The 24,085-nt window shown below is 64.5% G+C and carries 35 protein-coding genes; 26 read left to right on the top strand and 9 right to left on the bottom strand.

Features of this window, described 5'->3' with window-relative positions:
• Window positions 1-27 precede the first annotated feature (27 nt).
• The 4 genes from EP007_RS17535 to EP007_RS12250 all read left to right on the top strand — a co-directional run bounded on the left by EP007_RS17535 (window position 28) and on the right by EP007_RS12250 (window position 2,416).
• Window positions 28-186 (top strand): hypothetical protein, encoded by a 159-nt coding sequence (locus tag EP007_RS17535; protein WP_166035570.1) that lies wholly within the window; start codon window positions 28-30, stop codon window positions 184-186.
• A 3-nt stretch (window positions 187-189) separates the two neighbouring features.
• Complete coding sequence (locus EP007_RS12260) at window positions 190-522, top strand: type II toxin-antitoxin system RelE family toxin (RefSeq protein WP_128477926.1); 333 nt, start codon at window positions 190-192, stop codon at window positions 520-522.
• Window positions 523-605: 83 nt separating this feature from the next.
• On the top strand, window positions 606-1,865 hold the full coding sequence (locus tag EP007_RS12255) for an HAD family hydrolase (protein ID WP_128477925.1): 1,260 nt from the start codon (window positions 606-608) through the stop codon (window positions 1,863-1,865).
• Window positions 1,866-1,942: 77 nt separating this feature from the next.
• Window positions 1,943-2,416, top strand: a complete 474-nt coding sequence (locus EP007_RS12250) for a hypothetical protein (RefSeq protein WP_128477924.1) — start codon at window positions 1,943-1,945, stop codon at window positions 2,414-2,416.
• 112 nt (window positions 2,417-2,528) lie between these two features.
• Here EP007_RS12250 and EP007_RS12245 read toward each other — a convergent pair whose 3' ends face one another.
• A complete protein-coding gene (locus tag EP007_RS12245) occupies window positions 2,529-2,801 on the bottom strand; it encodes a MoaD/ThiS family protein (RefSeq protein ID WP_128477923.1) in 273 nt (90 codons plus the stop codon).
• A gap of 100 nt (window positions 2,802-2,901) precedes the next feature.
• Here EP007_RS12245 and EP007_RS12240 point away from each other — a divergent pair, with 100 nt between their 5' ends.
• The 5 genes from EP007_RS12240 (at window position 2,902) to EP007_RS17530 (ending at window position 6,590) form a co-directional block, all read left to right on the top strand.
• On the top strand, window positions 2,902-3,822 hold the full coding sequence (locus EP007_RS12240; RefSeq protein ID WP_128477922.1) for a dihydrodipicolinate synthase family protein: 921 nt from the start codon (window positions 2,902-2,904) through the stop codon (window positions 3,820-3,822).
• 182 nt (window positions 3,823-4,004) lie between these two features.
• Window positions 4,005-4,271 carry a hypothetical protein gene (locus EP007_RS12235; protein ID WP_128477921.1) on the top strand — a complete coding sequence of 89 codons (267 nt, stop codon included), beginning with the start codon at window positions 4,005-4,007 and terminating at the stop codon, window positions 4,269-4,271.
• 9 nt (window positions 4,272-4,280) lie between these two features.
• A complete protein-coding gene (locus EP007_RS12230) occupies window positions 4,281-5,519 on the top strand; it encodes a mandelate racemase/muconate lactonizing enzyme family protein (protein ID WP_128477920.1) in 1,239 nt (412 codons plus the stop codon).
• A gap of 84 nt (window positions 5,520-5,603) precedes the next feature.
• Complete coding sequence (locus tag EP007_RS12225; protein ID WP_128477919.1) at window positions 5,604-6,347, top strand: hypothetical protein; 744 nt, start codon at window positions 5,604-5,606, stop codon at window positions 6,345-6,347.
• 66 nt (window positions 6,348-6,413) lie between these two features.
• Complete coding sequence (locus EP007_RS17530) at window positions 6,414-6,590, top strand: hypothetical protein (RefSeq protein WP_166035568.1); 177 nt, start codon at window positions 6,414-6,416, stop codon at window positions 6,588-6,590.
• A gap of 38 nt (window positions 6,591-6,628) precedes the next feature.
• Here EP007_RS17530 and EP007_RS12220 read toward each other — a convergent pair whose 3' ends face one another.
• Together EP007_RS12220 and EP007_RS12215 are read right to left on the bottom strand one after the other, a co-directional pair.
• Window positions 6,629-7,228, bottom strand: coding sequence for a hypothetical protein (locus EP007_RS12220; RefSeq protein WP_128477918.1), 600 nt, complete (start codon window positions 7,226-7,228; stop codon window positions 6,629-6,631).
• Between the two features lie 43 nt (window positions 7,229-7,271).
• The gene (locus tag EP007_RS12215; protein ID WP_128477917.1) at window positions 7,272-8,411 is read right to left on the bottom strand and encodes a DUF3179 domain-containing protein; all 1,140 of its coding nucleotides are present in this window, start codon (window positions 8,409-8,411) and stop codon (window positions 7,272-7,274) included.
• 119 nt (window positions 8,412-8,530) lie between these two features.
• Between EP007_RS12215 and EP007_RS12210 the strand changes: the two genes are divergently transcribed.
• Window positions 8,531-9,619 (top strand): pyridoxal-phosphate-dependent aminotransferase family protein, encoded by a 1,089-nt coding sequence (locus tag EP007_RS12210; RefSeq protein ID WP_128477916.1) that lies wholly within the window; start codon window positions 8,531-8,533, stop codon window positions 9,617-9,619.
• Between the two features lie 19 nt (window positions 9,620-9,638).
• On the opposite strand, the gene EP007_RS12205 is transcribed toward EP007_RS12210, so the two are convergent.
• Together EP007_RS12205 and EP007_RS12200 are read right to left on the bottom strand one after the other, a co-directional pair.
• Window positions 9,639-9,986 carry a hypothetical protein gene (locus EP007_RS12205; RefSeq protein WP_128477915.1) on the bottom strand — a complete coding sequence of 116 codons (348 nt, stop codon included), beginning with the start codon at window positions 9,984-9,986 and terminating at the stop codon, window positions 9,639-9,641.
• 36 nt (window positions 9,987-10,022) lie between these two features.
• Window positions 10,023-10,244 carry a hypothetical protein gene (locus tag EP007_RS12200; RefSeq protein ID WP_128477914.1) on the bottom strand — a complete coding sequence of 74 codons (222 nt, stop codon included), beginning with the start codon at window positions 10,242-10,244 and terminating at the stop codon, window positions 10,023-10,025.
• A gap of 113 nt (window positions 10,245-10,357) precedes the next feature.
• Between EP007_RS12200 and EP007_RS12195 the strand changes: the two genes are divergently transcribed.
• Together EP007_RS12195 and EP007_RS12190 are read left to right on the top strand one after the other, a co-directional pair.
• Window positions 10,358-10,993 (top strand): SHOCT domain-containing protein, encoded by a 636-nt coding sequence (locus tag EP007_RS12195; RefSeq protein ID WP_128477913.1) that lies wholly within the window; start codon window positions 10,358-10,360, stop codon window positions 10,991-10,993.
• A gap of 118 nt (window positions 10,994-11,111) precedes the next feature.
• Entirely contained in the window at window positions 11,112-11,486 is a 375-nt protein-coding gene (locus EP007_RS12190; RefSeq protein ID WP_128477912.1) for a hypothetical protein, read from the top strand.
• 5 nt (window positions 11,487-11,491) lie between these two features.
• Here the strand turns inward: EP007_RS12190 and EP007_RS12185 are convergent, their stop codons facing one another.
• On the bottom strand, window positions 11,492-12,652 hold the full coding sequence (locus EP007_RS12185) for an NAD(P)/FAD-dependent oxidoreductase (RefSeq protein WP_128477911.1): 1,161 nt from the start codon (window positions 12,650-12,652) through the stop codon (window positions 11,492-11,494).
• A 156-nt stretch (window positions 12,653-12,808) separates the two neighbouring features.
• On the opposite strand from EP007_RS12185, the gene EP007_RS12180 reads away from it, so the two are divergent.
• Window positions 12,809-13,189, top strand: coding sequence for a MarR family transcriptional regulator (locus EP007_RS12180; protein ID WP_128477910.1), 381 nt, complete (start codon window positions 12,809-12,811; stop codon window positions 13,187-13,189).
• A gap of 18 nt (window positions 13,190-13,207) precedes the next feature.
• Window positions 13,208-13,525, top strand: a complete 318-nt coding sequence (locus EP007_RS12175; RefSeq protein WP_243700382.1) for a type II toxin-antitoxin system PemK/MazF family toxin — start codon at window positions 13,208-13,210, stop codon at window positions 13,523-13,525.
• 13 nt (window positions 13,526-13,538) lie between these two features.
• Here EP007_RS12175 and mvaD read toward each other — a convergent pair whose 3' ends face one another.
• Window positions 13,539-14,519 carry a phosphomevalonate decarboxylase MvaD gene (mvaD, locus tag EP007_RS12170; protein WP_128477909.1) on the bottom strand — a complete coding sequence of 327 codons (981 nt, stop codon included), beginning with the start codon at window positions 14,517-14,519 and terminating at the stop codon, window positions 13,539-13,541.
• Window positions 14,520-14,645: 126 nt separating this feature from the next.
• Here mvaD and nth point away from each other — a divergent pair, with 126 nt between their 5' ends.
• Both nth and EP007_RS12160 read left to right on the top strand, forming a co-directional pair.
• The gene (gene nth / locus EP007_RS12165; RefSeq protein WP_128477908.1) at window positions 14,646-15,329 is read left to right on the top strand and encodes an endonuclease III; all 684 of its coding nucleotides are present in this window, start codon (window positions 14,646-14,648) and stop codon (window positions 15,327-15,329) included.
• A 16-nt stretch (window positions 15,330-15,345) separates the two neighbouring features.
• A complete protein-coding gene (locus EP007_RS12160) occupies window positions 15,346-15,753 on the top strand; it encodes a hypothetical protein (protein WP_128477907.1) in 408 nt (135 codons plus the stop codon).
• 25 nt (window positions 15,754-15,778) lie between these two features.
• On the opposite strand, the gene EP007_RS12155 is transcribed toward EP007_RS12160, so the two are convergent.
• A complete protein-coding gene (locus EP007_RS12155) occupies window positions 15,779-16,267 on the bottom strand; it encodes a DUF7321 family protein (RefSeq protein ID WP_128477906.1) in 489 nt (162 codons plus the stop codon).
• Window positions 16,268-16,422: 155 nt separating this feature from the next.
• On the opposite strand from EP007_RS12155, the gene EP007_RS12150 reads away from it, so the two are divergent.
• The 10 genes from EP007_RS12150 to EP007_RS12105 all read left to right on the top strand — a co-directional run bounded on the left by EP007_RS12150 (window position 16,423) and on the right by EP007_RS12105 (window position 23,122).
• Window positions 16,423-17,358 (top strand): GAF domain-containing protein, encoded by a 936-nt coding sequence (locus EP007_RS12150; RefSeq protein WP_128477905.1) that lies wholly within the window; start codon window positions 16,423-16,425, stop codon window positions 17,356-17,358.
• Window positions 17,355-18,020 (top strand): RAD55 family ATPase, encoded by a 666-nt coding sequence (locus tag EP007_RS12145; RefSeq protein ID WP_128477904.1) that lies wholly within the window; start codon window positions 17,355-17,357, stop codon window positions 18,018-18,020. Before EP007_RS12150 ends, EP007_RS12145 begins: the two co-directional genes overlap by 4 nt.
• A gap of 70 nt (window positions 18,021-18,090) precedes the next feature.
• Entirely contained in the window at window positions 18,091-18,996 is a 906-nt protein-coding gene (locus EP007_RS12140; RefSeq protein ID WP_208023494.1) for a DUF7319 domain-containing protein, read from the top strand.
• Window positions 18,997-19,102: 106 nt separating this feature from the next.
• Complete coding sequence (locus EP007_RS12135; RefSeq protein WP_243700381.1) at window positions 19,103-19,738, top strand: plastocyanin/azurin family copper-binding protein; 636 nt, start codon at window positions 19,103-19,105, stop codon at window positions 19,736-19,738.
• A gap of 2 nt (window positions 19,739-19,740) precedes the next feature.
• Entirely contained in the window at window positions 19,741-20,127 is a 387-nt protein-coding gene (locus EP007_RS12130; protein WP_128477902.1) for a DUF7318 family protein, read from the top strand.
• 2 nt (window positions 20,128-20,129) lie between these two features.
• Window positions 20,130-20,981, top strand: a complete 852-nt coding sequence (locus tag EP007_RS12125; RefSeq protein ID WP_128477901.1) for a ubiquinol-cytochrome c reductase iron-sulfur subunit — start codon at window positions 20,130-20,132, stop codon at window positions 20,979-20,981.
• Between the two features lie 3 nt (window positions 20,982-20,984).
• The gene (locus EP007_RS12120; protein ID WP_128477900.1) at window positions 20,985-21,779 is read left to right on the top strand and encodes a cytochrome b; all 795 of its coding nucleotides are present in this window, start codon (window positions 20,985-20,987) and stop codon (window positions 21,777-21,779) included.
• A gap of 3 nt (window positions 21,780-21,782) precedes the next feature.
• Window positions 21,783-22,538, top strand: a complete 756-nt coding sequence (locus EP007_RS12115) for a cytochrome b family protein (RefSeq protein ID WP_128477899.1) — start codon at window positions 21,783-21,785, stop codon at window positions 22,536-22,538.
• A gap of 19 nt (window positions 22,539-22,557) precedes the next feature.
• Window positions 22,558-22,875 (top strand): DUF7315 family membrane protein, encoded by a 318-nt coding sequence (locus EP007_RS12110; protein ID WP_128477898.1) that lies wholly within the window; start codon window positions 22,558-22,560, stop codon window positions 22,873-22,875.
• A complete protein-coding gene (locus EP007_RS12105; protein ID WP_128477897.1) occupies window positions 22,868-23,122 on the top strand; it encodes a DUF7314 family protein in 255 nt (84 codons plus the stop codon). The genes EP007_RS12110 and EP007_RS12105 overlap by 8 nt, the downstream gene beginning before the upstream one ends.
• Window positions 23,123-23,595: 473 nt before the next feature.
• Here EP007_RS12105 and EP007_RS12100 read toward each other — a convergent pair whose 3' ends face one another.
• Entirely contained in the window at window positions 23,596-24,036 is a 441-nt protein-coding gene (locus EP007_RS12100; protein ID WP_128477896.1) for a DUF7313 family protein, read from the bottom strand.
• Window positions 24,037-24,085: the final 49 nt, after the last annotated feature.

The raw sequence follows: 24,085 nt of genomic DNA, 5'->3' as shown, positions 1-24,085 counted from the left end.
ATCCAGATGACTGCCATAGCATTTTATATGGCAACTGACGGAAATCCGGCTCGACCGCCGTCTGACGACGACATGCTCCCCGATGAACGGGAAGTAGTCGCCGAGCGCGTCGAGTCGTTGGACGACGATTCGAGCCACCTCTCCGTTGAGGAAGTCGCCGAGGGGTTAGATATTGAGTTAGAGTAGGAGATGCCGCGCGCACCTTCTACACTCCGGTTTCTCCCCGAGGCCCGCGACGATTTGGCCGATATTCAGGGACACAATCCCGACCACGCTAAGCGAATTTTACGGAAAATCGACGATTGGCAGGACAAAATAGAGTGGGACCGCGTTCCACAGGACCATCTTACCTACCTTACTGGAACGGAAGCATACAACTTCTATCGGGAACGAGTCGGCAACAGTGGCTATCGTGTCATCTACGAAATTAGCAACGACGAGATGGTCGTTGTCGGTATTCTCCCGAAGGGAGACTATACCTACGACTTGGGTGAGTTTCGGCGTCGGATGGGCCGGGAGTAACGGAGACAACGAAGCCACAACGTAATCCGCCGACGTTTCGCACCGACCCCGACCTTTATTTCACTTAGCGACCCACTCCCACCATGGAGCGGTACGACCAACTCTATCGACTCTACGACGAGTTCGACGCCGCGACCCTCCGGGCCCTCCAGAACTTCGTGGACCTCTTTCCCCCGGTGGACTCGCGCGTCGCGCTCGAACACTGGCAGGAGGCCAGCGACGAACTGGACGAGCGCAAAACCGAGGTGCGCGACGCCTTCCCTGCGGCGGGCGAGACGTTCTGCGAACTCGCGTCGCGGGCCACGCGCGACCAAGCGTTCACCGCGCTGGACCTCTACGCCAAGTACGACCGCGGCGTGAACGTCCTCGTCCTCGACGTGGACGAGACGCTTCGCTCGGCGGGCGGCACCGACAACGAGATTCCCCGCGAGACCCTGCACCTTCTGACCGAGTTTCACGAGGCGGGGATGCCCATCGTGGTCTGTACCGGCCAGACCTTGGAGAACGTCAAGGGGTTCCTGATTCAGGGTCTCGGGAACGAAATCGTCCACTCCGGAAACCTCTCGGTGGTCTACGAGGCTGGAACCGGCGTGTTCACGCCGGGCCACGGCGCGGACACCAAGCGTCTCCTCTACGACGACTTGGACCGCGACGTGCGGGCCATCTTCGACGCGGTGCGCTCGCGGGTCCTCTCGGAGGCCCCCGAGCGCCTGCGCCGCGGGTGTCACCTGCAGGGCAACGAGTTCAACGTCACGCTCAAGCCCAACTTCGAGACGGGGAGCGACGAGGCCCGCGAGGTCATCGACCGCGCGCTGGTCTACGAACTCGACCTGCTCGGGTCCGCCGTCACCGAGAAAATTGGCGAAGCGGTCGAAGCGGACGCCGACATGGCGAGCGACTGGGCGCGGGCTTACTACGCGGCCCAAGACCCCGAAATTCGGGGGGTCCTCGAAAGCGAGGGCGGGACGCCCGACGCCGACCCGGCGGACGTGCCCGCCCCGATTCGCAACGCCTTCGAGCGCATCGACGTGGCCTACTACGAGGCCGACGCGGCCGAAATCGGGAGCCTCGAACTCAACAAGGTCGCGGGCGTCGAGTCGGCCTTCGACGTGCTGGGCATCGACGACCCCTTCGCCGCGGTCATGGGCGACAGCAAGAGCGACCTCCGGGTGATGAAGTGGGTCGCCGACGAAGGGATGGGTATCGCGGCCGCTCCCGAGCATTCGTCTCGTGACGTACTGGACCACGTCGTCAAGACCGACGAGTTGGTGTTCGACCGCGGGAAGGCTGGCGACGTACTGCGGACGATTTACGCACTGAACCGACTGGCGAACTTGGGATGAGTCTCCCGGCGGCGATACGAACTCGACTAGTCATTTTTCCGAAAGCTTATGCCGTTGCTCACACAACAGGAACGCCGATGCCCTCCAACGTGAAATCCACCCTCGTAGCGGCGGTTCGCGTCGTTCTCGTCTGCGTCGGCGTCGGAGTCGCGGCTGCGACAGTCTTCACTGTAGCCTCGATGCCGCCACCGCCGCCCGAGAGCGACGGGTTCGCCCACGGAATGGCGGCGATTATCGGTGGCATCGTCGTCGTCCTGACGCTCGGACTCGCCGCGGTCGGCGTCAGCCTGCCCGCGCTGTTGGGCCGCGACGACCGACTCAGATTCAACCGCTGGCAGCGCCTCGCGCTGAAGGGCGCGGGGGTCCTGATAGGCGGCGGTATCGCCGTCGGACTGGCGTTCGGTGTCGTGACGCAACTCCAGTACGGAATCGTCCTCTGGCTCGGCCTCGTGGCACTGGCGACCGTCGTCGTCTGCGCGACGCTCGTCTGGAGAGTCACAGAAGTAGTCGTTCAGCTGCTCTATCGGACGTTCAACAACCGTACTGCGTAATATCCTGTCTCGAAGCGTCGCCCATCGAGACCGGAAACCAAGAAAAGTCGAGAAGCCGAGAAGCGGTCGGCGGCGGTCCCAGCCCACTCGAATCTCGCCGACCGAGTCGCGCTCAGACGTTCAACTGGAACCGAACCGTGTCGCCGCTCTCCAGCGAACTGTACGTCGAGAGCGTCTCCGTCGAGTCGAACGCCTCGCGGACGACCACGGTGTCCGAGCGGAGGCGCTGGCCGTCGAGGACGCCCGCGCGGACCTGCGGGCCGTGCTGCTCGGCGAGTTTGTCAACCACGTCTGCGACCGTCGCGTCGTCGGGCACTGCCACGCGCGCCTCGCGGGTGCCGGTCCGTGCGACGAGGGTTCCGGTAAGTTTTACAGTGACGTTCATACACACACCCTGTAGCGCCACCGACTAAAAGTTTACTCAAACTCGAAAAAGTCCTACCGAGATGCGACCGCTTAAGGACGGGGCACCCGTCGCTTCGGATATGGCGAACAACGCGCCCGAACCCGGCGCGGACGACCCGCTCGGCGTCCACGGCGTCGTCCCGCCGACGATTACGGCGTTCGACGAGGACGAATCAGTCGATTACGAGGAAACTGCGGCCCACGCGCGGTTCGTCGTGGACCGGGGCGCACACGGGGTTTTCCCGCTGGGGACCAACGGCGAGTTCCCGCTGTTGACGCCCGACGAGCGCGACGGCGTAGTCGAGGCAGTCGTGGACGAAATCGGCGACGACGCGCCGGTCATCGCGGGCGTCGGCGCGCCAAGTACGCGCCAGACGGTCGCGCACGCCGAACACGCCGAGTCGGTCGGCGCGGACGGCGTGGTCGTCGTGACGCCCTACTACTACCCGGTGGACCACGACGCCGCCCTGACCCATTACCGGCGGGTCGCCGAGGCGGTGGACCTCCCGGTGTACGTCTACCACATCCCGAGCAAGACGGGCAACTCGCTATCGCTCGACACGCTCGACGCGCTCGCGGACATCGAGAATCTGGTCGGGCTGAAGGATTCGAGCAAGGACGTGCCGTGGCTCGGACAGGCTATCGACGCCCACCCTGAACTGACCTTCCTCGCGGGGTCGGACTCGCTTCTGTTCCCCGGACTGGAAGTCGGCTGTGCAGGCATGGTCAGCGCCGTCGCCAACGTCTTCCCCGAGTTGGTCGTTGACCTCTACGAAGCCTACGACGGGGACGACGAGGAGCGTGCCCGCGAGTTGCAGAGCGAGGTCTACGACGTGCGCTCGGCGCTCAAGCGCGGTCCCTACATGGCGGGCGTCAAGACCGCGCTCGGCCTGCGAGACGTTGACCTCGAACCCGGCCCGCTCCGGAGTCCGCTCCGGACGATGGACGACGACGACCGCGAGGCGCTCCGCGCGGACCTCTCGGAACTCGGCTTACTCTGAAGCGCGGCAACGACCGTCCCGTTCCGTTCGTTCCGTTCGCTTTGTTCTGTCCTCGGTGAACGGTCGGAGGTTTTAATGCCGATGTTGTGCTAGTCTTTGTCATAGCTCGATAGTCGCACGCGGCGTGACGGCGACGGAAATGGACCCACGCGGACCACGGGATTCACAACCACCTGATACAGATGAACTCCGGTCCTCTCCGCCGTAGACTCCCCGAATCCACGGCCACGAACGGCGACAACTCCTTGTTCAACAAGCGAACGCTCCTCGGCGTGCAGTGCTGGATAATCGGCGCACTGAGCGCGCTCGACGCACTGTTAACGCTCATGCTCGGGGGCATCCTGCTCGCCGCGCCGCTGTTCGCCCTCGGTGCGTACCTCGTGTTCGGAACGACGCTCGCGCCCGAGCGAGCCGCACGAACCTACAAATTTTTACTCTACCCGGAGTAAGTAATTGTCATGGTTCGAGACTACGAGTCGCTCCACGACCCGAACGCCGAGTACACGATGCGCGAACTCTCGGCGGAGACGATGGAGTGCGACAACTCGCGTCCGAACGGACGCGACGTAGAAATAACCGACGTGCAGACCACGATGGTTGATGGTAACTTCCCGTGGACGCTCGTACGAGTCTACACCGACGCCGGTGTCGTGGGGACCGGCGAAGCCTACTGGGGCGCGGGCGTGCCCGAACTCATCGAGCGGATGAAGCCGTTCGTCGTCGGCGAGAACCCGCTAGACATCGACCGCCTCTACGAACACCTCATCCAGAAGATGTCCGGCGAGGGGTCGGTCGAGGGCGTCACGGTCACCGCCATCTCGGGCATCGAACTCGCGCTTCACGACCTCGCGGGCAAAATTTTGGGCGTCCCCGCCTACCAACTTCTCGGCGGGAAGTACCGCGACGAGGTGCGGGTCTACTGCGACTGTCACACCGAGTCCGAGGCCGACCCCGACGCCTGCGCCGACGAAGCGGAACGCGTCGTCGAGGAACTGGGCTACGACGCGCTCAAGTTCGACCTTGACGTGCCCTCCGGACTGGAGAAAGACCGCGCGAACCGCCACCTCCGGCCCGGCGAGATTCGCCACAAGGCCGAAATCGTCGAGAAGGTCACCGAGCGCGTGAAAGACCGCGCTGACGTTGCCTTCGACTGCCACTGGACGTTCTCCGGTGGGTCCGCCAAGCGTCTCGCGGACGCCATCGAGGAGTACGACGTGTGGTGGCTCGAAGACCCCGTCCCGCCGGAAAACCTCGACGTGCAAGAGGAGGTCACGAAGTCCACGACCACCCCCATCGCGGTCGGCGAGAACCGCTACCGAGTCACGGAGGAGCGCCGTCTCATCGAGAATCAGGCCGTCGATATCGTCGCGCCCGACCTGCCGAAGGTCGGCGGGATGCGCGAGACCCGGAAAATCGCGGACGTTGCCAACCAGTATTACGTGCCGGTTGCGATGCACAACGTCTCCTCGCCCGTGGCGACGATGGCGAGTGCGCACGTCGGCGCGGCCATCCCGAACAGCCTCGCGGTCGAGTACCACTCCTACGAACTCGGCTGGTGGTCCGACCTCGTGGAGGAGGACGTTATCGAGGACGGCTACATCGAGATTCCCGAACAGCCGGGTCTCGGCGTGACGCTGGACATGGACGTGGTCGAAGAGAAGATGGTCGAAGGCGAGACGTTGTTCGACGAGGCGTAGCTTCGTCGGACACCCATTCTCCCCGTCGGTTCGCTCTTTTCGATAGCGACAGGATTTAGTTCCGCGGCGTTCCGGCAAGCACCGATGGCACCTGTCGCTCTGCTAACTCCTCCCCGCCGCGACGCCCTCCTCGCGGTGATCGCGCTGGCGCTCCTCGTCGCACCGGTCTGGGCACCGATTCTCCATCTCGGCGACACGAACTACCGCTACGAGCGCGTTCGCGTCACCGCCGAAAACGGAACCATCGAGTACGCCAACGAGTCGGCCGCGCCAGCGGGCACTCCCGTCAGTGTCGAAGTCGCCTGCACGGAAGGAGCGATGAGGTCTCGCGCGTGCTTCTTCGAGCAGTACCTCGCCAACAACACTGTTCCGACGAGCATCTACGCGACGAATCTCATCAATCACGACCTCCCGACCTTCGAGCGGTACCGCTACGTCGTCGTGAACGAGACCGTCCACGAGTTGCGATACGACAGCAATCGCTCCCACGAGAACGAGAACGGGATGTACCGCGTGGACCTCGCGCTCGAACCCACGTCCGCACGCGACGCACTCAAGTCGGTCTCAATTCGCGCCGAGCGCGCTCCTGGCCCCGTCAGAGCGGCCGCGAAACGCGGCACCGCAACGTCCCACCGCGACCTCGACGGCCCGAAGACGCCGATTCGACTGAGCGACGGCACCTATTACCGGGTGTATCTGTCCTCGGCAACCACCTCCTCGTTCCGGAGTTTCGCGGCCGGGGTCCTCCGGTGGGTCACTCCGCTCGTCGGCCTCTCGCTGATCGCCGGACTCTCCGGTCGGTTCGAGGTCCGATACGTCGGGAAGTGACCCCTCCCTGCCGCATTCTCCGGCGGAAGCGACGGCTCTTCACGCACTCCAGTGCCAACCACTCTCATGGTCGAAGACCGCGACGAGGTGCTGTGTCTCGCCAACGGCATCTTCGGCGAGGGGTCCGCGGGCTTCGTGGAGATGCACGGCGGCGACCCTGCGGTCCACGACGCGCCGACTCCGGGTTTCGACGCCGAGTCGGTGAAGGAATGTCGCGGAGCGTACGTGGCCGTCCTCGTCTGACTCGCAGGAGTCGCGGCGACGCTCGTCCTCTCCCGCAGTTAGGCCAGTGCGGGGTCTACCTTCCGACCGACCCACAGCAGACTCCCGACCAGCAGGACGATTGCGACGGGAACCAACCACTGGAAGACGGTCAGCATCGCGCTCGACGCCTGAATGCCGAAGATGACGAGGACAACCGGGCCACAGCACGCCGCACCCGACAATAGCGCAGGAACCCCGGCCAGCAGACCGGACGACGACGAGGCGATGCCACAGGCCTTCGGCTGTCGCCACGCGAGGTACGTCACCGCGAGGTTCACCCCGACCAGCAGTGCGATACCGAGACCGAGGAGCGTGTTCAGCGAGAACAGATACGTGCCGAACCCGAACTCCACGAGCGCGACCGGTTCGAAAGAGAGGGCGCTGTTGGCCGGTTGGAAGAGGCGTCCGAGCGGATTCTCGGCGACGAGTATCCCGACCTCACCGCTTCCGTCGAACGCGAGGAGGTCGCCGAGCCAGAGATACGCCAGCAGATAGAGCGCCGTCGCGCCCGCGAACACCGCGACCCCGTCGCGCCGCCCGAGCGACGCCCGGACCGCGAACTCCGTCCGGGAGACGGTCCGGCGGACCGGACCGCGCGAGCGCGTCTCGGTGGCCATTAGGTCACCACCCCGACTCTCCGTCGCATCTCTTCGACGCCCGTCATCCCGTCACGACCTCCGTACTCGGGTAGAACCCCGACCACGCGAACCACATCGCGTCGAAGGCGTAGAATCGGTCGAGCGGGAGGTTCGCGGGTTCGTAGCGCGTCCCGTCGTCGGCGACGGCCCGCCCCTTGTCGTAGTCGAACGACCGGCCAGTCGGGTTCCGGTAGACGTAGGCCGTGTCGAGCCTCGGGTCGTAGACCCCGAGGAGGGTGGCGTCACCGACCGAACCGGACAGCACGCCCGCCTCTCGGAGCGCGGGCTTCTCGAACGCGAGCCGCGACTCCGACTCCGGTAGCCGCGCGCCGAGAACGACCCGCTTGTTCGGCAGGCGGTCGTCCTCCCCGAGCGGCGCGAACAGCGTCGAGTCCCGCACGTAGTACCCCGACGGATTCGGGACGTAGGAACCGTAAGGGTCCTGTTCGTAGTTGCGGACGTGCCCGGTGTCCGTCGAGAGGACTCGCGTCTCGGGATGGGTCGCCTTCCACATTTCCCACGTCGTCCAGACGAGTCGAAACTCCTGCAGAGACCGCCCCCCGAACTCGCCGGAAATCGCGGTCCCGAGGATTTGGGGCCACCGGCTGTCGGTCTCTCGGTCGTACATCACGAGGTTGTTGTTCACCAGTTTCCCCGACACCCCGAAGGTGGTCTCACCGCGCCGGAACCCCATCGCGGTCCCGGTCAGCGGACAGTAAGTCACCGAAACTGGCTCGCCGCCCACCACGTCGTTGGTTATCTCGTGTTGGACCAGAATCTTCTGGGGATAGGCCTTGACCTCGCCGTTCCGAACGAGACCGAACACCACGTCTTCGGGGCGCAACTCTGAATCCGCCTGCTCGGCGTCCTGAAACGTCGGTTCGTCTATCGACGGGATGCCGTCCTTCGGCGGACCGCCAGACAGGACCTCCTCGCGGAGCGTTGCGAGGTCGTACTCGACCGGGAGCGCCGATGGACGGAGCGGAATCCCGCCGACGCGCTCGCTCGCGGTGGTCGTCCCCTGCGCTCCCGCTCGACTGTCCTGCAACTCCCCATCCTGCCCCTCGACACCCTCCGCGGTGAGTCCCCCGATGCATCCCGACAGCCCGGTCAGCGCGACACCTGCCGCGGCCACGAACCGCCGTCTCGAAGTCGGTTCCATAGCGGTCGATAGGCACTGAAAGACGTTAACACTTCTACGGTCGTGCCCTCGGAGTGCACACCCGCTTCGTCGTCCGCGCAAACGACGCCTCTTTACCGCGCCGAGTGCCAAACCACCTCATGACCAACGACGACGAACTGCTGATGACGCCCGGACCGACCGCCGTTCCGCCGGACGTACTGGACGCGATGGGTCGCCCGCCGGTCAACCCCGACGTGGAGGCAGAGTTCGGCACGTTCTACCGAGACCTGCTCGACAAACTGGCGCGGGTGTACGACACCGATGACGATACTGTGGTCCTCAGCGGCGAGGGCATCCTCGGGTTGGAGACGGCCGTCGCGTCGCTGGTCGCACCCGGCGACGAAGTCCTCTGTCTGGCCAACGGCATCTACGGCGAGGGGTTCGCGGACTTCGTGGAGACCCACGGCGGCGACCCGCTACTCCACGACGTGCCCTTCGACGCGAGATTCGACGTAGAGACCGTGAAAGAGCTAGTCGCGGAGCGCGACTTCGAAGTTGCCACGATGGTCCACTGCGAGACGCCGACCGGCGTGTTGAACGACTTCGACGAAATTCTGGGCATCTTGCAGGACGCGGGCGTCCTGACGATAGTCGATGCGGTCTCGTCGCTCGGGGGCGCGCCGGTCCCGACCGAGAACATCGACGTGTGTCTCGGAGCCTCCCAGAAGTGTTTCAGTTCGCCCGCGGGCCTGACCACGCTGTCGGTCAGCGACGCCGCGTGGGGGAGAGTCGAAGATATCGAGCAGAACACCTTCTACACCAGCCTCGAACCGTGGCGGGACATCGAGATTTCGGACGGCTCGGCTCCCCATCTGCCCTACACCCACAGCGTCTCGAACCTCTACGCGCTGGACGCGTCGCTCGATAGACTGCTTGAGGAAGGTCTCGCCAGCGTCTACGACCGCCACGAGGCGGTCGCCGCTCGGTGCCGCGAGCGCGGCCGGGACCTCGGTCTCGACCCGTTCGCCGCCGACGAGGCGCTCCGCTCGCCGACCGTGACCGCGTTCGAAGTGGATGGAGACGCGAGCGACCTGCAAGAGAAACTGGCCGACCGCCACGGCGTCACCCTCGCAACCGGTCTCGGCGACCTCGCCGACGACGTACTTCGGGTCGGGCACATGGGGTACAACGCCGACGCCGAGCGAGTCGAGCGCGCGATGGACGCGCTCGCGGACGTTCTCGACTGAGCGAGGACGGAACCACGGCTCAGGGTTCCTCAATGGTGTCGATGACGCGCTGAGAGAGGTCAACGTCCGAGAGGTCGCCGCGAGCGTGGGCGGTCAACCACTCGGCGTCGGCCCGCCACGTCCCTCGCGGCTCCTCCTCGATGCTCGACACGTCGGCGCGAACGTCGAGAGGGTCCCATCCTTCCTCGTGGAGCGCCAGCAGGCGATTGAGGACGCGGCCGACCTCGCGGTGGGGCACGCCGTCGCCCGGCGAGGCCGTCTCGTACTCGATGCGGAGCGTCCCCTCGTCGGTCGTGAGGTCGGTGACGTAGACGCCGTGGCTCATCAGTCGTTGTTCGAGTCGCTCGCGCAGGTCCGAATCGTCCATGCGGGGTCGTTGGGCACGAACCGGGAAAACGCCTCGCTACCAGAAGCCGTGCGAGTCCCGCGGTGCGACACAGGAACAGGTTACCGTCGGGTCGAGCACGTCGTCTACCGGGAGCGCTTCGCCACACTCCGTGCAGATAATCGTCGTGCCCCCGGTGCGCCGGTAGCGGCGCAGCGCGTGGGCACCGATAACGACTCCGGCGGCGAGACCGACCGCCCCCGCCAGTGCTTTGTCTACGAACGCAGTCTCGCGTGCCATGCGCTCCGAAGGTCGGCGTATAAACTTAAACCCATTGACGCCGGGTACCCAACAGAATTCGTCGTGTCCGAGAGATTACAACCTTTTTAACGTCGTCGGTGGTAGCAGTCTGCATGAACGACCCGACGGAGTCTCACGAGAACGCGCTCGTCGGACTCACCTCACTCGGAATCCTCGGTGCCGGTCTCGGTGCGCTCTTTCTGGGCGTCGAGGACTTCTGGCTCGTGTTCGTCATCGGGTTTGCGGTCCTCGTTCCGATAGTGGCGACCCTGACCGGGGACCACGGCACGGGCGAGTACGACCCATGGCTCGGCACGAGGGAGCATCAGCGACACGACGAGACTGGCGAATACGACCGGTACGACGATACCGGCGAACGCCACCGCCACGACGGCACGGGCGAACGCCACCGCCACGACGGCACGGGCGAACGCCACCGCCACGACGGCAGGGCCGCGACGGCACAGCAAAACGACGAGTCCGGCCGGAGCGCCGAGCGAGTTGAGGACGCCGAAGTGGAGTCGAAACAGGACGCGCTCGACACGCTCCGCGAGCGATACGCGCGTGGCGACCTCAGCGAGACGGACTTCGAGCGAAAGGTCGAGGCGCTACTCGAAACCGAGACGCCCGAGAGCGCGCGCAAGCGAATCGAGCGCGCGCGGACCGGCGACGAGAGCGAGCGCACCTCCGCCGACCGCGACGCCGACGAGACGGAGATGAACCTCGAAACCGACGAGCGCACGCGGTGAGCGCGAGGCGCGACCGTCTCAGCGAGTGAGACCTGCCGGACGCCCGTCGCGGCCGCGGTCCCCGTCCGCGACCGACAGACGCTACATATAAATGGTCGCTCGAAGCAAATACGGACACATGGTAGGGTTCCTGAACTTCGTCATCGGCTTCGTCGTGAGCCTCCTCATCGGGGCGTTCGGTATCTACGTCGGCGCGCGCGTCATCGCCGACCGAGACGACTACGAGTACGCCATCCTGACCGCGCTGGTCGGCGCGCTCGTCTGGTGGCTGGTCGCGGGGCTGTTCAGCATCATCCCCATCGTCGGCGGCCTCGTCGGCTCCGTCCTCGGCCTGCTGGCGTGGGTGTACGTCATCAACGCGCGCTACCCCGGCGGTTGGGGGAAGGCGCTCGGTATCGCGCTCGTCGCCTACATCACGGTCTGGGTCGTGCTGGTCGTGCTCAATTCGGTGGGTCTCATCGCCACCGGCGCGCTCGGCGTGCCCGGACTGTAGGCCGACTACGTTTCGTATCCCAACTCTTCTCCCACGAGGTCCGCGGCGTTCCGTATCGCACCCACCGACGAAAGGTAGCCAGCGCCGACGGTCGTCTTGAGCGCCTTCGCGGCCGCGCCGGTGAGAACCGTCGGACCGACCTGCGCCACCGCGCCGTCGCCGATGGAGACCAGCCACCCCGGCGAGTCGAACGCGAAGGGTTCGAGTCGCGGTTCGAACATATCGTCGCCCTCGCGGTCGTACGCCACGAGGCTGGCGACGTTCTCCGCGACGGCGCGGGCCTCCCGGACCGCGGCCTGCGCGCTCGCCGGGACAGGTTCGCCGTCGGCGTCCACCACGCGGGCCGCGTCGCCGACGACGAAGGTGCCGTCGCCGAGTCGCAGGGTGTTTTTCACCGCGGGGCGCTCGCCGCCGAGGGCGTCGGGACCGCGGATGCCGCCAGTCCAGACAAACTGGTCGTAGTCGATTCGCTCGCCGGTGTCAAGTTCGATGGCCTCGTCGTCCGCCGAGGAGACCGCCGTACCGGTCCGAATCTCCACATCGCGGGTCTCCAACTGCTCGCGGACCGCAGATTGGAAGTTCTCGGGGAACGCGGGCGCGACCTCGTCCAACTGTTCGAGCAGGGTGACGGTGACGGACTCGCTCTCGCCTTCCTCGCGGGCGAACGCCGCGAGTTCGCCCGCGACCTGCACGCCCGACAGGCCCGCACCGCCGACGACGACGCGACTCGGGTCGTCGGGTCGTCCGGCCGAAATCGCGTCGAGGAACCCCGCGCGAATCGTCTCGGCGTCGTCCAGCGTCTTGAGCGGCGTGGCGTGTTCTTCGAGGCCCGGCAGTCCGTAGAACGCCGTCTCGGTCCCGAGACAGACCGCGGCGTAGTCGTAGTCGATTTCCTCGCCCGACGCGAGCGCGACGACGTTTTCGTCAGGGTCCACCTCGGCGACCTCGGCCTGCCGGACCTCAGCGCGGTCCAGCACCTCGTCTAGCGGAACCACGATGTCGTCGGCAATCGACGGGCGACGAATCGCGCGATGAATTTCGTGCTGGACGAGGTGGCGTCCGGTCCGTTCTACGACCAGAATCTCCACGTCGTCGGGGACGGTGCGCTCCAGTTTTCGGGCGAGGGCCAGTCCGGCGTAGCCCGCGCCGAGGACAGCGATTCGCATTCTGTCGGGGCTAGGGAGCGAGGGGGCTTAGAAGTGCGGGGGAGACGCCGATAGGTCACGGTTGGCGAAGCAACTGCGAGAGCTGAGTTACATTGCGTACATGGTTACATCTGTACGTCAGTAACACGTATTACGATAGGTTACGTCTATCCACTCATGTCTATCGACATCGACACCTTCGAAGAGAAAAGCGAGACCGAACTCGCCGACATGACGAACGGCGAGCGCGTCCTCCGCTTTCTCGCCCATAACGACGACCTCGCGTTCAAGCCCGCCGAGATCGCCGAGCAGGTCGGTGTGAATAAAAACTCCATCGGGAACGTCCTCCGTCGCCTCGAAGACCGCGAACTCGTCCGGCACAAAGGTCCCTACTGGGCCATCACCGCCGACGAAGAGCGACTCGCGTCGTTCAGTGCGTACTTCCGAACCACATCCGCTCTCGACGACCGACTCGGAGAGGAAGACCCCGACGAGTGGGCCGCTCACGCGCCCGACGAACCGCATCCGAACGCCGAACGCGACGAGGACGACGAATGAACTACGACCGAGGCGACGTTGTCTACGGAAAAAGACCCGTTCGACAACAGCACGCACGCTCGCCCGTGGCTCATCGTCTCGGACGAGTCGCATCCGTTCTACGGCGAGCAGTACGTCGCGCTGACGCTCACCTCGAAGTCGTGGTACGACGAGGGATTCGAACTGCGCGACGACGACTGGATTCGCGGAGGAATGCCCGAAAACAGCAAGGTCGTGACGTGGGGGTTCGCCTCTCCGGACCACGACGATTTAGACCACGACCGCTGGCAGGGGACGCTCGAAACCGAAGTGGTCGATGCCTGCGTCGAGCGAGCGACGGACTACGTGGGCCTCTGAGACGGCGTTCGGTTCAGAACAGCGCCTCGCTCTCGTCGAGAATCCGGGCCGGGCCACCAGCCTCCCAGACCATCGTCTCGACGCCGCAGTCGGCGACGACTTCCTCGACGCGTTCGACGTGTTCGGCGGTCGTGTTGACGTAGACGCTCGCGCCGGTGTCAGTCGAGAAGTAGACCGGCACGCCCTCGTCGCGGAGTTCGCGGACCGCGTTGAAAATCTCGATGGTGTCGGGCTTCCAGTAAACCCACCCGGAGGGACCGGTCATCGTCGTCGCAGCCAGCGACAGCGAGTCGTGTTCGGCGGTCTCGAAGACCCGCTGGAAGTCGCCCTCGCGGAGCGCGTCACGCACCTCCGCGAGCTGGTCGTGGATATGCGCGAGTCGCGCCTCGAACATGTGGCTGTCGGCGGCCTCGCGGTGGGCGTGTTCGGTCTCCTTGTAGGCGGGGACGAGACCCGCGACGATTCGCAGGTCGTCTTCGAGCGGACTGTCGAGGCGCTCGGAGCGACAGTCCTCGTCGTTGAGTCCGGTGTGGAGGTCCGAGAACCCGCCGGTCACGGCGCGGGCGGCCGAGGACGACCCGCGGCGCGCGATGGTCGAGATGTCGGGCCGGGTGGCGTCGAGGTCCGCGGCCTCCGCCAGCGCCATCGCCGCGGCGGCGAATCCGGACGACGACGAACCGAGACCCACGTTCGACGGGAAGGAGTTCTCGCTCTCCAGTCGGACGGGATACTGGGCGTGGTCGGCGTCGGCGCGCGCTCGGACCTCCGCGACGACGTTGGCCACGCGGTCGGCCTCGTGGGCCTCCAACTTCTCGCCGCCGACGACGAAGGTGTCGGCGTCGAGGTCCGGGTCGAACTCGACGGTGGTCTTGGTGTGACTCGGCGCGGTGCAGACGCTGATGGAGTCGTGATAGGGGAGGCGCAGGTCTTCGTCGCGCATCCCGTGATATTTAACGAGTCCTTGGATGGGGTGAGCTTTCGCGGTCGCCTTCATGCTTGGACGGGGGTGGTTGTGGTGGTTAAAACTCTCGGTACTCCGATAGTGGCTTTTCGCGGATTCGACTTCAGCGTCCGAGCGAGTAGCGAACCATTCAAACCCCGCGCACGCCACCGAACGGACATGGGAACGCCACTCGATAGCCGCCAAGCGCAAGCCGAGGAGGTCGTCGAACGCCTCTACGAGGAGTATCCCGACACCACAATCTCGCTTAATTTCTCGAACCGCCTCGAACTGCTCATCGCGGTCATGCTCTCGGCGCAGTGTACCGACGAGCGCGTAAACAAGGAGACCGCCCACCTCTTCGAGAAGTACGAGACCGTCGGGGAGTACGCCGAAGCCGACGTTGACGAACTCTCCGAGGATATCGGCTCGATTACGTACCACAACAGCAAGGCCGATTACATCGTCTCTACCGCCCGAACCCTCATCGAGGAGTACGACGGCGAAGTCCCCGACAAGATGGACGAGTTGACCGAACTGAAAGGCGTCGGGCGCAAGACCGCAAACGTCGTGCTCCAGCACGGCCACGACGTGGTGGAGGGTATCGTGGTTGACACCCACGTTCAGCGCCTCTCGCGGCGTCTCGGTATCACGGAGGACGAACGCCCGACGGACATCGAGCAGGACTTGATGGGTATCGTCCCCGAGGACGACTGGCAACAGTTCACGCACCTCTGTATCAGTCACGGGCGGGCGACCTGCACCGCGCGAAACCCCGACTGTGACGACTGCGTGCTGGAGAACGTCTGTCCGTCCTCGAAACTTGACCACGAGGTGGACCTCGCCAGCGGCGAGGCGTGGTAGTTCACTGCCAGAGACGATGTTCACCCGAAGACGATTCCTGCTGGCCGCCGGGACCACCCTCTCGCTGAGTGGCTGTCTCGGTGACTCCGAACCGTCCGCCCGCGTCGCAGAGCTACGGTTAATCAACCAGAGCAACAGCTCGCGCCGATTCGACCTCGAAATCGAGGCCGACGGCGAGACGGTCTACGATGAGACCCACGCCGTCGCGCCCGCCGAAGAGGAACCGGTTCCGGTCGTGAACGACCTGCCGAGCGAGCGCGGACGGGTCACGGTCACGACGCGAGTTCTCGGGACCGACGCCGCCGACTCAGTGACTTACGAGGACGACAAGTGTCACCGACTCATCGTCGAGTACGAGCAGGGGAGCGTGGGGTACTATTCAACGACGGGCGGCGAAGCGTGTAAGACAACCACGGAATCGTAGCGACCCGGAAATCGGAGCGCGCGATTCAGTACAACACGTAGTCGATGAAGAATCGTGCCATCCCGACGATCCACGCTAGCACCCAAAAGAGGACGTAGCCCACGACGCCGACGCGGAGTCGCCCGCGCCACGCGCCCATGTTCTCGTGGAGTTCGCTGATGTCCACGTCGCGGTCGGCCGCGTCGGTCTCGTAGAGGTCGTGCTGGCGCTTGACCTGAAAGATGCGGACGATGCCCGTCAGCGCGACTAGTAACATCGCGTAGGCTTGGATGCCGAGGAAGGCGTGAAGCGCCGCGAATCCCCCAAGTTGGTCGAAAAAGCGCGGGAGCATCCACGTCACCATCGGCACCCCCGTCAACAGGAGTCCGACCGTAATGAACTTGAGGTGGTGTATCAGCACGTCCCACGTAACCACCTCTTGGTCGAGGATGTACCACGCGCCGTAGAGGTAAAACGGGAGGCTGGCAGTGACGACGAGGGCGACCCCAGCCGCAACCACCGTCTCGCTGACCATGGACGGCGGTTGGGAACGCGGGTGGTTAAGCGGTGCGAAACCGGTCTCGCGCTGCTCCCGACTAGATTCCGACCTTGCCGCGACTGGTTGCCTTCGGGATAGTTTGTAGCAAACTTAATCAGGCGGAGGAACCACAGTTCGGACGAACGAACCAAATGTCCGGACCCATCATCATCTTCGTGGACCCCGACGAGTCGGCCCGCGAGGAGACGCTGGACCGACTTCGGGCCGCGGGCGACGAGCCGACGCTGGTCGCGGCCGAATCGCTCTCGGCGGCCGAGAAACTGTTGTGCGAACGCGCTGCCGACTGCGTCGTAACCGAACACGACCTGCCGGATGGGACCGGTCTCGAACTCGCCACGCGCGTCCGGGACGTTCGGCCGAGCGTCGCCTGCATCGTCTACACCGCGGCCGACCGCGAAGAACTGGCCACCGACGAGTTCGGCGATACCGTCGTGGAGTACGTCCCCAAGGACGCGCCGAACGCCGCCGACCAGTTGTGGAACGTCGTGGATTTCACCGCGTCGTTTCGCGCGCAGACGGCGTATCCGCTCCCAGAGAACGAAACGGACCGACTCGCCGCGCTCGACCCCTACGACCTCGACCCCGAGGCGCTACAGGACGACGTTGGGAAAATCACCGACCTCGCCGCCCGACATCTCGACGTGCCGATGTCGTCGATCAGCCTGATAAAGGAACACAGCCAAGAGTTTCTGGCCTGTCACGGCGCGGACTGGACCCCGATCCAACGGGAGGACTCCGTCTGCACCTACGCCATCGTCGAGGACGACCCGGTGGCCGTCATCGAAGACGTGACGGAGGACCCGCGGTTCGCGGACAACGAAGAGTTAGACGACCTCGGGATTCGCTCGTACGCTGGCGCGGACCTGACGACTGACAACGGGTTGACCGTGGGGACGCTGTGTGCCTACGGCAAGGAACCGCGAACCTTCTCGGACGACGACCGGGAGTTTCTCGCCACGCTGGCGGACGTGGCGATGAACATTCTCGAACTGCACTACGAACTGTCCGAGTTGCACGAGGACCGCGCGGACCCGCCCGAGGACGACGGCGAAGGAGGACGACGATGAGCAACGAGCGTGTCGCGCTGTACGAGTTCGCCGCCGACCTGCCGCTCGGCGGTATCGAACCCGGAACGAACCTGCTCGTGGCCGGTCCCACGATGGGCGGCGCGCGCCGTCTCGCGCTCCGTCTGGTCGCCGACGCGACCGACCGCGGCGAGGGAATGTTGCTCGTCTCCACCGACAAGGCGAGCGGGAAGGTTCTCTCGGAGTGCGACGGTCTCTGTACCAACCTCGGAGGCTCGCCCGTCGGCGTCGTGGACTGCGTGAGTTCGGGACCCGGTCGAGGCCAGTTCGCCGACAGCGTCGAGACGGTGTCGAGTCCGGGCGACCTGACGGGTATCGGCATCGAGTTCTCGGGACTCTACCAGAATATCCACCGGTCGGGCACCGAGCGCGTCCGGGCGGGTCTGTACTCCATCTCGACGCTGTTGATGTACGCCGACTTTCAGACGGTCTCGCGGTTTATCCACACGATCAGCGGGCGCATCGCCGCGACAGACGGTCTCGGCGTGTTCCTCATCGACCCGGCCACGCAGGACGAGAAGGTCGTCAGCACCATGGCCCAACTCTGCGACGCCAAAGTGGACGTTCGGGAGCGCGACGACGGCAAAAGCGAACTGCGAGTGCGAGGCCTGCGCGACCAACCGCACGAATGGACGCCGTTCTGAGCGTGCTTCGGCCCTGACCGCCGAGGCTACGTCGCGGCGCTTATACCGCTACAGGTATGAGTTCCGGACAATGACCGACGCCTCGGACGACCCGGCGGGCGAACGACCGGTCGATTCGCCGAGCGAGGCCGACGCGAGCGGCCGACCCGACCCCGAGGAGGACCGAGAGAACCCGGACCGCCCCGCCGACGCGGGCGAGCGCGACCGACTCACCTCCGAGGAAGTCGAGGAGAAGTACGACTTCGAGGAGTTCGGCCCCCAAGACATGGCCGAAATGTCCTACGAGGAGTGGGAAGCGGTCTTCGACCACGACTCGTGGATTACCGGCCGCGACCTGCTCGACAGGGTGGAGGCCGACCTCAAGAGTCGAGTCGCCGACCGAGACGTGTTCGCCGTCGTCGAGCGCATCGAACGGAACGGCAAGCCACAACTGCTGGCGTACTCCGACGAGGGGTACGCAGTAGTCTACCCCGACGGCACTGTCGAGGGGAGCGGCACCGTCCTCCGAGACGTGAAACCCTCGGTGGCGCTGGCCTCGATGGAGAGCTACGAGGTGCCCGAGATGCCCGAGGGCGAGGTGCTTCCCGACCCCGCGGAGGTACCGGAAGGCTCCGGGCAACTGGGCAACAAACTGATGCAGGTTATCGCCGCGGCCCACGTCCTCGCTGGCGTCGCGCTGTTCGTGTCGTGGATAGCCCTCGGTCTCCCGCTCGTCGCCGCGGTGGCCGCGTTCGGGTTTTTCTTCTTCGGCGTGTTCGTCTTCCTGCTGGTGGCCAACGCCCGACTTTCCGACCGGTTCCGGGCCGAGGAGTACCGCAACCGCCTCCGGGCAGTCGGCTTGGACGAGGAGGAGCGACCCGACTTCCTGCCGGACGGCGACGACGAGTCGCCCGATGCGGTCGGCGACGCGGGCGGTTCGACGGGCGACGACGCACCCGATACGGACGTTTCCCCGCGGTCCGAAAGTGGGAACTAGACCCATACTCGGCGCGTCGGCCGCCCAGACCCCCGTCCGGCGGCATCGGTGGCTTTAAGCAAGTCCTGTCCTGACTTTCAACCGTATGAAGAGGCGGGACTTTCTGATGGCAGCCACCGGTGTTGCGGGCGGCGGTGCCGCAGGGGCGACGGCCGCTGCGGCCCAAGAGACGACTACCACGTCGTCCGGCAATACCACTGCCTCCGAAAACGAGACCACGACCGCCGCCAACGCGACGACGACCAGCGGAGGCTCGTCCGGCGGTGGCGGTCCGACCGAGGAAGTGATAGTCGGTCCCGGCGGGAGCCTCGTGTACGAGCCCGCCGATTTGACCATCGCTCCCGGAACGACAGTGAACTTCGTCTGGGAGTCAGATAACCACAACATCGTCGTGAATAGCCAACCCGACGGTGCGGGTTGGGAAGGGACGGCAGGGAGCGAGACCAAGACCTACAACACCGGCCACGAACACTCTCACACGTTCGAGACGACCGGAACGTACGAGTATTACTGCCAGCCACACCGCACCGCCGGAATGAAGGCTTCCATCACGGTACAGGAAGGCGGCGCGCAGAGTAGTGGCGGCGGTGGACACGCGGAGGAGGACCCCAAACACATGGGCGTGCCGATTCAGGCCCACTTCGTCGGGCTGGGGGCCTTGCTCATGATGGCTGTTTCGCTCGTCTACACGTTCTTCATCCTGAAGTACGGCGAGTCACCGCACGCGAGCGGAGGTAACTAACCATGTCATCCACAGGCTCGACTTACGGCGACATTCATCGCTACGAACCGCCACGAGAGAGTACGGCCGCGGCTATCGCCATCGTCCTTCTGACGGTGGTCGAAGTCGTGTTTGTCGGTCTGTTCACCTACGGACTGCTCACTGGTTGGGGGTTCAGTGGAATCGGAAACATGTACCTCGGGGGCGTCCTCGCGGTCATCTTCATCGACCTCGCGTTCATCCTCCTGCTGTACCGCAAGGAGTTCCTCCCGGACGTAATGATCGTCAAGAAGCGTCGCCGCAAGTGGGAAGACCTCTACATCCGAGAGGAACAGCAACACGGCACCGATTCGTTCGGTGACGCGTGGGACCAGTTCAAACAGGCAGTGTACCCGTACTACAAGCGATAACTATGACAGGAGAAGACGACAAATACCCCAAGAGCACAGGCCGCCGCCGCTTCGTCAAAGGCGTCGTCGGTGGCGCGTCCCTCGCGGGCGTCGCGACGGCCGCCGCAGCAGGCGTCAACGCCACCACGGCCCAAACCGGCGCTGGCGGTGGGACCACTCAGTTCATGGCGATGCAGAACACCTCCGGTCCCGCACCTCGCGGGATGCCCCAGATTCCGGTCGAAATCGACTCGGAAGGCTACCTGAAAGGCGTCTGGCCAGAAGTGAAGACGGTCAATCAGGGCGGACGAGAGGTAACGGTCGCCGAGACCGAAATGGGCGGCGTTACCTACTCCTCGGAGTGGTTCCAGTACTGCGGCGTCCAGACGTACCCCGGCGTCCAACCCGACGCCGACCAGGACAACTACTTCCGATACACCGGCAACTCGAAGTTCGATTGGCAGAACGAGTCGGTCAGCGAAGGCGACAAGATTCACGTTGACGACTTCAGCGACTACGAGACGTGGGGCAACGGCATCGGCCAGAGCGGTCTCGGTAAGCCCGCACAAGGAATGTGGCGCTCGCAGGACGTGCCGCCGAGCGGTCGGATGCCGATTCAGGTAATCCGTAGCAGTCGGATCGAAGAGATGGCCAAAGAAGACGACTGGATCGGGGCCAGCACCGAAGAAGGATTTATCGCAAACCTGAACAAATGCACGCACTTTTGTTGCGTCCCAACGTTCAAAGGGTTGGCAGGGTCGTCCGTGGCCAGCGCAGAGGACATGATCTACTGCCAGTGTCACCAGTCGGTGTACGACCCGTTCAACATCATCAAAAAGTCGTTCGTCGCGCTCCCGCGACCGGGTGGTGAGTGACCAATGAGTCTCGAACGCAAGGACGACCACGACCACGGCGAATGGCTTCGGGAGCGGAACCTGTCGCCAGTGGAGACGACGTTCCTGACGGTTCTCATCTGGCTCGACAAGCGATTCCGCGTCGTTGACTATCTCGAGATTCTGGAGACCCTGTACTACAGGGTCAACATGCAGATGCCCAAGAGTCACACCGAGCAGTACAACTTGGACAACAAGTTCTGGTACTGGTACCCGCTGTACGCGCTCGGTAGCTTCTCGACCATCGCGTACGTCGTCGCGGCGCTGAGTGGCGCGTTACTCGGGTTCTACTACGCACCGGCGACCACGGGCGACCCGACGACGGCGTACAATCAACTGGCGTTCATCATGACCGACCTGAACTTCGGCTTCATGCTCCGGTCCATCCACCGATGGTCGGCGCAGGTGATGGTCGCCGCCGTGTTCCTGCACATGCTTCGAGTCTACTTCACCGGAGCGTACAAGGAACCGCGCGAACTCAACTGGATAATCGGCATCATCCTGATCAGCCTGACGATGGTGTTCGGATACACGGGATACCTTCTCCCGTGGGACCAACTGGCGTTCTGGGCAGGACAGATTGGCGTCGAGATGGCCCGTTCGATACCGCTCATCGGCGAGTGGCTCGCGCTACTCGTCTTCGGCGGGTTCAGCCTCGGGCAACCGACGCTCCAGCGGATGTACATCTTCCACGTCTTCCTGCTCCCGTTCGTCGTAACGACGCTCATCGCCGTCCACATCGCTATCGTGTGGATTCAGGGCATCGCGGAACCCCACTAAATCATGGCAGACGAAGAACCACAGACAGACGGAAGCGGAACTGGTATTGTCCCGCCGGACGACGAGACCCCGACGTGGAGCGAGCGCAAGCAGCGTACACAGGGTCTCTCCCGGCTGACTTACGAGTATTTCGAGCGCGCACGTCGAGAGGACCAAGACCTCCGACAGGAGTCCAGTTACGTCGAGCGTGACGTGCTGGCGTTCCCGGTGTGGCCTCACGAGATGATTCGGAACCTCTCGTTGACGAGCTTCTTCGTCGGGATGATCATCTTCCTCTCGGCGACGCTCCCGCCGCACCTCGGCGCTCCGGCCGACCCGAACTCGACTCCGGCGGTCATCCTGCCGGACTGGTACCTTTACTGGTCGTTCGGCCTGCTGAAGCTCGGCCCGCTCAACCCTGAGCTGGCGATTCTCGGCGGCCAAAAGCTGCTGTCCGACCGCGCGTACGGCGTCGTTGCAAACGTCGTCGTCGTCGGCATCGTCGCCATCGTCCCGTTCCTGAACAAGGGAAGCGCACGCCGACCGGTCGAACAGCCCTTCTGGTCCGCGGTCGGGATGACTGGGTTCGCGTTCGCGTGGACCATCAGCATCTACTCGGCGAAGAACCTCACCCCCGTCGACCCGCACCTGCTGTTCGACCTGACGTTCCTCGTGCCGCCCATCGTGGGCACCATCACGTACGCGGTGCTGAAGTCGATGCGCGAGGGGTACATGTACGACCTCAACCGCCGGTACTACCGGCTCCGGCCGCCGAAGTAACGCCGTCACGATTTTTATTATGGATTCGAGCACGAACGACACCGACGACGAGGAGACTGGCGCACGCGAAGTCGAGGTACCGCTCAGGCTCTACAAGGCCGTGACGGTGTTCTCGACCATGTTCGCGGTGGCGTTCGTCGTGGGCGGGTTCATCGTCCTCGACACCGCGACACGACAGGCCCGACTCTCGCTGTCGGAGATGGACCTGCCGCTGGCCATTCTCGGCGTGGCGATGATTGCCGCGGGCGCGACGGTGTACGCGTTTGCGACTCGCTTCCGAGCCGAGGGAATGGGAAAACCTAAAGACGACTCCGACGAACCAACAAACAATGGCTGACGAATTCATTAAGGGATTCGGTATCCTGACGGGCGGCGGTCTCGTCTGGATGGTGCTGTCAGGGTGGTACACCACGCCGGGGTTCGAGGACACGCAGCTTCTCGGTGAGATTCCCGGTAATCTGGACATGTACGGGCAAGCCGCCATCATGCTCCGGGAGGCGATGATGTGGTTCACCATCCTCGGCGTACTGACGTTCTGGGTCGTTCTTCCGGCGCTCGACCAACTGCGCGAAGCATCGTCGTAGAATCGACCGTTCGATTTCTTTCGTTTTCCTCCCTCGCTAGCGCCGCCCGCGCGCAGTCGCGGGGTCGGGTCGTCGTCTCGTAAGGCCGATGCGACGCACGTCGCGTCGCCTCCGCGCACGACCGTCTCCCAGTAGGGTGACGACCGACTGGGCCGCGTCCACGCCGAGCCACGGCGACGGCGAACTCCTCGCGCTCCTTCACAGAGTGCCGTTCGCGGAGGACGTCGCCGTCGGCCGCAGTCGAGTGTCGGACGCGAACGCGAGCAGTTCGACGGACGGTGTCGCGGACGGTGAAGAGGACTGTGTCGCGCGAAGAGCGAGGAGGCCACGCGGTCCGCGGCAGTGTCCTGCGGTTCGGAGAGCGCGACTCGTCACAAGCGGTGGTCGCTCGCCTCGGCAGTTCCAGCGAGGGCGAAGACCGACGACTGACTACCCAGAAGCGATGGACCGAAAGAAACGACCGCAAGCCGCGATCAGATGACGGAGTTCCAGAGGGGTTCGATGACGAAGAACACGCTGAGATAGCCAGCGTAGAGGAACACGACGAACGATGCGCTCAGCGCGCCCTTGGGACTCGACAGTTTCTCGTCGCTCCGGAGTTCGACTTCGCGGGCCTCGAACTCGAAGAAGTCGGTCACGAACAGACCGAGGACGAGCGTCGAGAGGACCATCCCGGCGTGGTGATGGAGGCTCAGCAGGTAGAACGACCCGAGAACGAGGACGACGTTCGAGACCTCGTGGAGCCAGTTGCGACTCAGTTCCTCGTCGTAGTCGTCGCTTTGGGCCTGCTTGCGGTAGTCCCTGTAGGCCCACCAGCGAGTGCCCATATTGACCAACACGAGGGCGAACACCACGTACTCGATGATGTCCGCGAAGAGCGTGTCAATCGGTCCGAGCAGTGACAGCGGTTCCATACTGGATACTCGTGAAGGCGTCGTATTAAACCTTCATTTCCGAGCGCGT

It is taken from the genome of Halorussus pelagicus (genome assembly GCF_004087835.1).
Lineage (GTDB): Archaea > Halobacteriota > Halobacteria > Halobacteriales > Haladaptataceae > Halorussus > Halorussus pelagicus.
Note: the sequence above shows the minus strand (reverse complement) of the source record. Positions and strands in the feature narration are given on the sequence as shown.